This is a genomic window from Veillonellaceae bacterium (assembly GCA_012523975.1).
Classification (GTDB): Bacteria; Bacillota; Negativicutes; order JAAYSF01; family JAAYSF01; genus JAAYSF01.
Window position 1 is genome coordinate 1 of record JAAYSF010000010.1, and the last position, 7,182, is coordinate 7,182.

General features: G+C 43.7%; 7 protein-coding genes and 3 tRNA genes. 3 read left to right on the forward strand and 7 right to left on the reverse strand.

Going from position 1 to position 7,182, the window contains the following annotated elements:
* Positions 1-2: 2 nt before the first annotated feature.
* Together GX348_01440 and GX348_01445 are read right to left on the reverse strand one after the other, a co-directional pair.
* Positions 3-77 (reverse strand) — tRNA-Arg (locus tag GX348_01440).
* 89 nt (positions 78-166) lie between these two features.
* Positions 167-562: a hypothetical protein gene (locus GX348_01445; protein ID NLP40852.1), complete on the reverse strand. Its 396-nt coding sequence runs from the start codon at positions 560-562 to the stop codon at positions 167-169.
* A gap of 126 nt (positions 563-688) precedes the next feature.
* On the opposite strand from GX348_01445, the gene GX348_01450 reads away from it, so the two are divergent.
* Positions 689-877: a putative motility protein gene (locus tag GX348_01450; GenBank protein NLP40853.1), complete on the forward strand. Its 189-nt coding sequence runs from the start codon at positions 689-691 to the stop codon at positions 875-877.
* Positions 878-909: 32 nt separating this feature from the next.
* Here the strand turns inward: GX348_01450 and GX348_01455 are convergent, their stop codons facing one another.
* A complete protein-coding gene (locus GX348_01455; protein NLP40854.1) occupies positions 910-2,232 on the reverse strand; it encodes an MFS transporter in 1,323 nt (440 codons plus the stop codon).
* 363 nt (positions 2,233-2,595) lie between these two features.
* Between GX348_01455 and GX348_01460 the strand changes: the two genes are divergently transcribed.
* Positions 2,596-3,783 carry an MFS transporter gene (locus GX348_01460; GenBank protein ID NLP40855.1) on the forward strand — a complete coding sequence of 396 codons (1,188 nt, stop codon included), beginning with the start codon at positions 2,596-2,598 and terminating at the stop codon, positions 3,781-3,783.
* Positions 3,784-3,891: 108 nt separating this feature from the next.
* Here the strand turns inward: GX348_01460 and GX348_01465 are convergent, their stop codons facing one another.
* On the reverse strand, positions 3,892-4,407 hold the full coding sequence (locus GX348_01465; protein ID NLP40856.1) for a transcription repressor NadR: 516 nt from the start codon (positions 4,405-4,407) through the stop codon (positions 3,892-3,894).
* A gap of 224 nt (positions 4,408-4,631) precedes the next feature.
* Here GX348_01465 and GX348_01470 point away from each other — a divergent pair, with 224 nt between their 5' ends.
* Positions 4,632-5,273, forward strand: a complete 642-nt coding sequence (locus GX348_01470; protein NLP40857.1) for a lactate utilization protein — start codon at positions 4,632-4,634, stop codon at positions 5,271-5,273.
* Here the strand turns inward: GX348_01470 and GX348_01475 are convergent.
* The 3 genes from GX348_01475 to GX348_01485 form a co-directional block, all read right to left on the reverse strand.
* Positions 5,270-6,868, reverse strand: coding sequence for a GHKL domain-containing protein (locus GX348_01475; protein NLP40858.1), 1,599 nt, complete (start codon positions 6,866-6,868; stop codon positions 5,270-5,272). The two genes, GX348_01470 and GX348_01475, sit on opposite strands and share 4 nt — an antisense overlap.
* 156 nt (positions 6,869-7,024) lie before the next feature.
* Positions 7,025-7,100: transfer RNA gene (locus GX348_01480), tRNA-Val, on the reverse strand.
* 6 nt (positions 7,101-7,106) lie between these two features.
* Positions 7,107-7,181: transfer RNA gene (locus GX348_01485), tRNA-Glu, on the reverse strand.
* Position 7,182: the final 1 nt, after the last annotated feature.

Below are 7,182 nucleotides of genomic sequence, written 5' to 3' on the forward strand. Positions count from 1 at the left end.
TATGGTGCGCCCGGCAGGAATCGAACCTGCGCACCCGGCTCCGGAGGCCGGTGCTCTATCCCCTGAGCTACGGGCGCATATGATTTTGACGACAAATGTTATTATATCATAAAATAATTGTCTTGTCTAACATTTACATAAAACTTTTTTGGGGACTTCTTGATAACTACTTAAGATCGGTCGGGGTTTGGCAGGTAGGACAGTATTTATTGTCGCGGCTGAGATGTTGTCCGCAGTTTTTACATTCAGGTTTAAGCGTAAAACCGCAATAAGGGCACACGTTAAACTCGTCTTTTACGTTTTTACCGCACATGGTGCAGGTTAAATAACTATCTGTTGTCACTGTTGCCTCGACGTCAATAATATCGCTGTCCTGACGATTTTTCTTAAGCTGCGGCTTCCGGCCGAAAAGCAAATATAGCGGCAGAAAGACGACAAGCATCGCCAAAGTGCCTAATGACCACAAAATTGCAGTACCTATATCATGGCCGCGTTGTTTGGCATCGTTATAAACCCAAAAAGCCGCAAGAAACGCGACTATAAAACCAATTGAAACCATTATGCTGCCTCCTAGATTTTTAAAATATTATAACATAAAGTATACACAATATCATCAAAGGTATTAGTTGGCATAAATTACAATTCAGTGTATACTTAAATTATATAGAACAAGATAAGGAGGCTCCACATGGATATTGCAGCTTTATCAATAATCTCTTCGCAAGCCTCAGCTCAAAATGACGCTAGCATTCTGATTTTAAGGAAGACTATGGACACAATGGAGCAGAATGGACAGGGTTTAGTTAATCTCATCAATACATCGATGCCTATAATCTCCCCGCCCCATCTTGGTAACAATGTAGATATCAATATTTAAAAATCGGCCGCCTGTATGGCGGCCGATTTATTTTAGCCGCTTATTTCATCAAGCGACTTCCCTTTGGTTTCCTCCCCGAATAAGAGAATAACTAGAGCTACTGCGAACATGACACAGGTAAACATCACGAATACTTTATTAAACCCGCCGCTGCCGGTAATCATGAAGCCAACAACAGTCGGCGCCAAAATACCGCCGATACGACCAATGGCAGCCGCCCAACCGGACCCTGAGGCCCGCATCCGCGTAGGATATAGCTCTGGAGTATAGGTATAAACAACCCCCCATGCCCCGAGATTGAAAAAGGACATCAAGCTTCCCCAAAATAAAACTGTCTCCGGATTGCCACCCTGGCCAAAAAAGTAGGCACAAACAGCGCTCATCGCCATAAATCCGGACAACGTAGCTTTTCGCCCAATTCGGTCAACTAAGTATGCTGCCGTAAAATACCCAGGCAATTGCGCTACTGTCATAATAAGTACATATTCGAAAGTCTTAATTATCGTATAACCTTCTCCAACCATCAATGATGGCAGCCAAGTAAATATTCCGTAATACGAATAAACAATTCCAAACCAAATCAGCCAGAGCACAATCGTACGGCGCCGGAAGGACGAAGTCCACAAGTCAGCAAAAGTCGTCTGGGTGGTTTCCTGGGCCTTCGGAGCGATAGCCTCGGCAGCAGGCGTTAGCCCGGCCGCAGCCATTTCCAAGCCACTGACTATCTTATGAGCTTCTTGAATTTTACCTTTATTGATGAGATATCTAACCGACTCTGGCACATTCCGCCAAAAGTGGAAAACGTATAGAGCCGGCAGCGCTCCGATAAGGAAAGCCATATGCCAGCCATAACGCGGGATAACCAGGTATGATATCAGGGCCGCGACCAACCAGCCTACTCCCCAGAAACTTTCCAAGAGAACTATAAACTTTCCGCGCTTAGCCGGCGGGGAATATTCACTGACTAATGTCACAGCGACTGGTAATTGCCCCCCCAGTCCAAAACCTACTAAAAATCTAAAAAACAGCAGCCACTCATAGCTTGGCGCGACACCGCACAACCCTGTCGCTATACTGTATAAGACTAAAGTTGACGCAAACATCTTCTTACGGCCAAATCTATCAGCGGCCGATCCCGCCAAAACTGCACCTAACGCCATACCAACGAGTCCAATACTGCCGATATACCCTATCTGCGTAGCCGATAATCCCCATTCCTTAGCCAGAGTCGGCAAAACAAACGCAATTATGCCGGTGTCCATTGCATCAAACATCCAACCAAGGCCGGTAATCAGCAGCAATTTATAATGAAAACGGCCGGCTGGTATTCGTTCTAAACGGCTTATAATGTCCATGTTATCCTCCTGTCTGGTGTTATTTAATCCTGCCAATAGCTAAACTTATGTCAAGAGCCTTAACAGAATCAGTTATCTCGACAACTCGACACATCATATTATTATCCATGTTATCCAGCATTAAGTCCGGATACTGTCTTTTCTTGTATCAACTAGTTTACACGATAATGGCCTTAGTTTATCCGCTATAAGAGAAGCCTTTGTAGCAATACCATCGAAAAAGCCTTCACTATGTGTATTTACAGTTGTCTTGTCAGCTGTAAACATTATATAACAAGTCTCTGTAAATGACAATAACTTTTTTTTAGACATAGACTTAGATATAGTGTATATTGAGCATGGGATAAATTGGAGGTTGATACTTTGAAGACCGATTTTATTACCAAGCCGCTCATGTTGCTTACCTTTGGGCATTTAGTTACGGATTTGGCCCAAGGTGCGCTGCCGGCGATGCTGCCGCTTTTAAAAGCCAAATTCACCCTTACCTACGCCCAGATTGGTTTTATCGTCCTTGTACAGAACATTACATCATCACTTATTCAGCCGGTATTCGGCTATGTATCCGATAAAGTGTCAATGCCCTGGCTGCTGCCTGCCGGGGTGTTTATTTCCGGCTTCGGCATGGCTGCCGCTGGACTTGTTGACTCGTACTATCTAATGCTTGCAGCTATAATTTTCGGGGGCCTGGGAATTGCCGCCTTTCATCCACAAGGCTCAAAATCTACTCACTTTGTCAGCTCTCTTCAGACAAGAGGCCGCAGTATGGGGTTCTTTTCGGTAGGCGGCAATCTAGGACTTGCTCTAGGTACAATCTTAATGTCATTTTTATTAGATTTTCGGGGCGGCCTAGACAACGCAATCTACTTTGTACTACCCGCAGCAATTATGTCAATATTGCTTTGGGTAAATCTACCTTGTTTTAGCGCGAATGAGCAAACGGAAAAAGCTACTGCATCGCCGGAACAAATTGCGCAGAAATCAATTAATGTTGTGTTTCTAAGCTTGCTGGTGATGGTAATTTTTGTTCGCTCTAGTATTCACACCGGACTTACTACTTATATTCCTTTATACTACTCTGAATACTTGGGCGGAAGCACAGCTTACGCCAGTTATCTGCTCTCAGCATATTTACTTACAGGTGTAATCGGAACTTTTTTAGGGGCAGCAGTAAGCGATCGTTACGGACGTAAAACGGTTATTATGTTCTCAATGCTCGGCTCATTGCCATTCTTAATCCTACTTCCCTATACTAGCGGCATTGCTACACTTGTTGTGCTAGGCATAATTGGTCTCACCTTGACCTCCTCATTTGCCACAACACTGGTTTTTGCTCAGGAAATGATGCCTGGCTATGTAGGAATCGCTTCTGGTTTAACAGTAGGATTCAGCATCGGACTGGGCGGCCTGGGGGCGGCTATTCTCGGATATATTGCCGACCATTTCGGCATTCCTAGTGTATTTATTATCTTATCTATAATTCCGATTGCCGGAGCAATAACGACAACTTTCCTGCCCGGAAAATTGTTTAAGCGGGTAAAGTCACCCGCCTAATAGACGAAATTGTCATTTAGCAATGAATAAGCCCAACCAACGACAGTGCTGAACTACTCAGTCTGCCCGGAGGGTTGGGCTTTTATGCTCCATTCTTTCCATTCTCTATTACTTTAGCAATATTCCATTCGCTTTTAATTGTTCTTCGATTTTTTCAAGCGCCTGGCGGTCAGAAATTTCTACAGTGTGCAAATGAACGCCGCCTGTTACAATAGATAGCGGCTCAGCTCCACTCAAAGCTAATTTTTTTAAAAACTCGTCAACCTCACGCCGTGACGACAGCATCAAATTAGCCCTTATCTCACCGTAAAGCGGATGCTCAACAACAACATCAAGGACTTTCCCGCCATTATCGACAATAATGTTAAGCTCATCGCCAGTTCCCTCTCTTGTGTGGTGACAAGCCAATGTTGCCCTAATCTTCCTGTCTTCACCCTTCGCCGGCACGACATAGCCTTGCGGCGTAGCATAAACATCGATACCGCTGGCCCGTAGAAGTGCAATATCGCCGACAATAATTTGCCGGCTCACACCAAGCTTTTTAGCTAGTACTGTTCCGGTCACAGGTTTAGCCGCTCCCATTAATATATTAAGTATAGCTGTTCGGCGTTCTTTAGTATCCATCTTAGCGCCTCCCTCAATACGTTAATCGCTCCCCTAGTTATATACGCCCAACTGTTAAGCTACTCCTCCTCCTTTGCTCTGTTGGAACCAAACCCAATAAAAGGTAATTTAACAATTTTGTAGAAAGTTACTCAGTATAATTAACCGAAGACTAAGCCTCAGGTCGAGTTAAAACTCTTCTGAAGCAAGGCTTACTTTATATTACCCTATAAGGAGGTTATTACATGAATCAATTTGTAAATTGGCACAATGAAATACTGGGAAATAAGGTCGTTAAAGCTTTAGAAAAAAACAATTTCACTGCAGCCTACTTTGAAAACCGCGCAGATGCGACAGAACACATCCTCGGTATGATTCCAAAAAGCGCGACAGTTGGCATTGGCGGATCCTCGACTGTCGAAGAACTTGGCCTAACTAAACAACTGGAGTCTGTGGGCAATACCATCTTTAACCATAATAAACCCGGCCTAAGCCCGGAAGAAAAGCTCGCAATGCGGCGCAAACAATTAACCTGCGATGTATTCCTGAGCAGCACCAATGCCATTACCCTAGATGGAAGACTGGTTAATGTCGACGGCGCTGGCAATCGCGTCGCTTCAATGATTTTTGGACCCAAACAGGTGATTGTAGTTGTTGGCATCAATAAAATTGTGAAAAATACCGCCGAGGCTGAACAACGAATCAAATTATACGCTGCCCCCATTAACAACAAACGGCTCGGTTTGTCCAATCCCTGCACAACCACCGGAGAATGCATGGACTGTCAAAAACCAAGCCGGATTTGTAACGTAACTACTATTATGCATAAAAAACCATTTGCTATTGATATTCATATCGTAATTATCGGCGAAGATTTAGGCTATTAAAAGGTTATCCGCGGATTATAGGGTAGCAGAACGGTAAATGTAGTTTCGCGGCCCTCTTGGCTGGTAACTTCTATTTTACCACCGTGACTTTCAATAATATTAAAACAGACTGACAGCCCCAGCCCGGTTCCATTAGTTTTAGTTGTATAAAATGGTGTGCCCAGTTTTAGTAAAACTTCTTGCGGCATTCCCATTCCATTGTCTTTTATAGTGACAGCAATCATTGAGTCCCGCAGCGTCAAATTCACATTTATCCTACCCGCTTCATCTACTGCCTCAATGGCATTACGCAGTAGATTTATAAAAACTTGTTTTAATTGCGCCTGGTCACCCTGCGTATGGAAAATGGCTGATAAGTGATTATCGAGCTGATCTTCGAAGGTGAGCTCAATTTTTTTATTAAACGCCTGTCCTTCCATAAGCATTACAACGTCCTTTACTACCCGAACCATGTTAACCGGCCGAAATATAGCCGGCTTTATCGGCCTCGCCAGCAATTGAAACTCGGTCACTAGTTTTTCAATCCGCTCGATTTCTGCAGCAATGACCTCTAAATAGCTGGGCGGTGCCGGCCGGTCAGGTTTGCGCATTATTAATTGAATGAATCCTTTAATTGAAGTAAGCGGATTGCGGACTTCATGAGCAATCGATGCCGCCATTTGGCTTGCGCAGCTTAATCTCTCCATTTGCAGGCTCTCTAGTGCCAGTTTCTCAGCCTGCCGCTGTTTGAGTACCCTGTAGCATAGTCCAATAATAATTACCAGTAAGGTAAAAATAACCAGGTCATTCAATGACCGTTTGAACATTGAACCGTAAAGTGAAGCTAATGGTGTCGCAATAACAACTCGCCAATTAGCATGCTCTATGTTGGTAAAAGTGTAAAGCTTTTCAGTATGATCAAGCACTGATGCCTCAATACTATGGTCTATGTTATCTTGGAAAAACGAGCCGTGGGCATTATCCTCTTCTTTGAGATAGAGCTCCTGCAAGCGTGGATGGGCAATATAGTTAAGATTGTTATCGATGATAAATACGTATTCTTCAGCACCCAGCAAGGATTTTTTCATTGTTTGATTAACCATATCAGCAATTTGGCTGATTGGCATACCGGCAACAAGTACCGCCTTAACCTGCCCGTTTTCATCAAATAATGGCACACGTAAGCTTACATAAGCAGTATCAAGTCCGTTATATACTATCCGGTTAGAAATGGTGGGCGTACCCAATAACACTTTATTAAAACTATCTTGGTCATATACTTTGCCAATGTGAAATTCCGGGATAGCTTCAGTGATAAAATTGCCATTGCGATCAAAAACAACAGCGTTAAAAAAGCCTAATTTATTAACAGTTCGCTTCAGCTCGTCCGCCATTTTATCAGGTTTCAGGCTCCGTATATCCGGGTCATTTGCAACCATCGCTAGGGCGGTGAGACGATTATCCAAATTCAATTCTATATAGTGGGCAATTACAGTTGCCTGGTTACGCTTATCGAGAATAATTCTATCATACTGGGTTATAGCATAATTTCGCATAATGCCAACTAAAATTAACAGTGAGGCAGCAATAAGTAAAATTTTTGCAAACTTTTCCACCGTTCTGGATCTAAGCAGGATAGCTCATCTCCTTTCATTGACATTGTTCGCTAAATTTCTGCGTTTTCCTTCACCAGCACCTAGTTATCAGAAGCGAAAGCAGCGTAAAAAAAACCGATTAATTAGATATTTTCTCTAATTAATCGGTTTAATATTTGGTGGGCGATGACAGGATCGAACTGCCGACATCCTGCTTGTAAGGCAGGCGCTCTCCCAGCTGAGCTAATCACCCATGATATGGTGACCCGTAAGGGAATCGAACCCTTGATACCGCCGTGAAAGGGCGGTGTCTTAACCGCTTGACCAACGGGCCA

Bases quoted from the DNA above. Each gene is read 5' to 3' on its own strand.
- GX348_01450 (NLP40853.1), top strand. From the start codon at position 689: ATGGATATTGCAGCTTTATCAATAATCTCTTCGCAAGCCTCAGCTCAA.
- GX348_01455 (NLP40854.1), bottom strand. From the start codon at position 2,232: ATGGACATTATAAGCCGTTTAGAACGAATACCAGCCGGCCGTTTTCAT.
- GX348_01465 (NLP40856.1), bottom strand. From the start codon at position 4,407: ATGGATACTAAAGAACGCCGAACAGCTATACTTAATATATTAATGGGA.
- GX348_01470 (NLP40857.1), top strand. From the start codon at position 4,632: ATGAATCAATTTGTAAATTGGCACAATGAAATACTGGGAAATAAGGTC.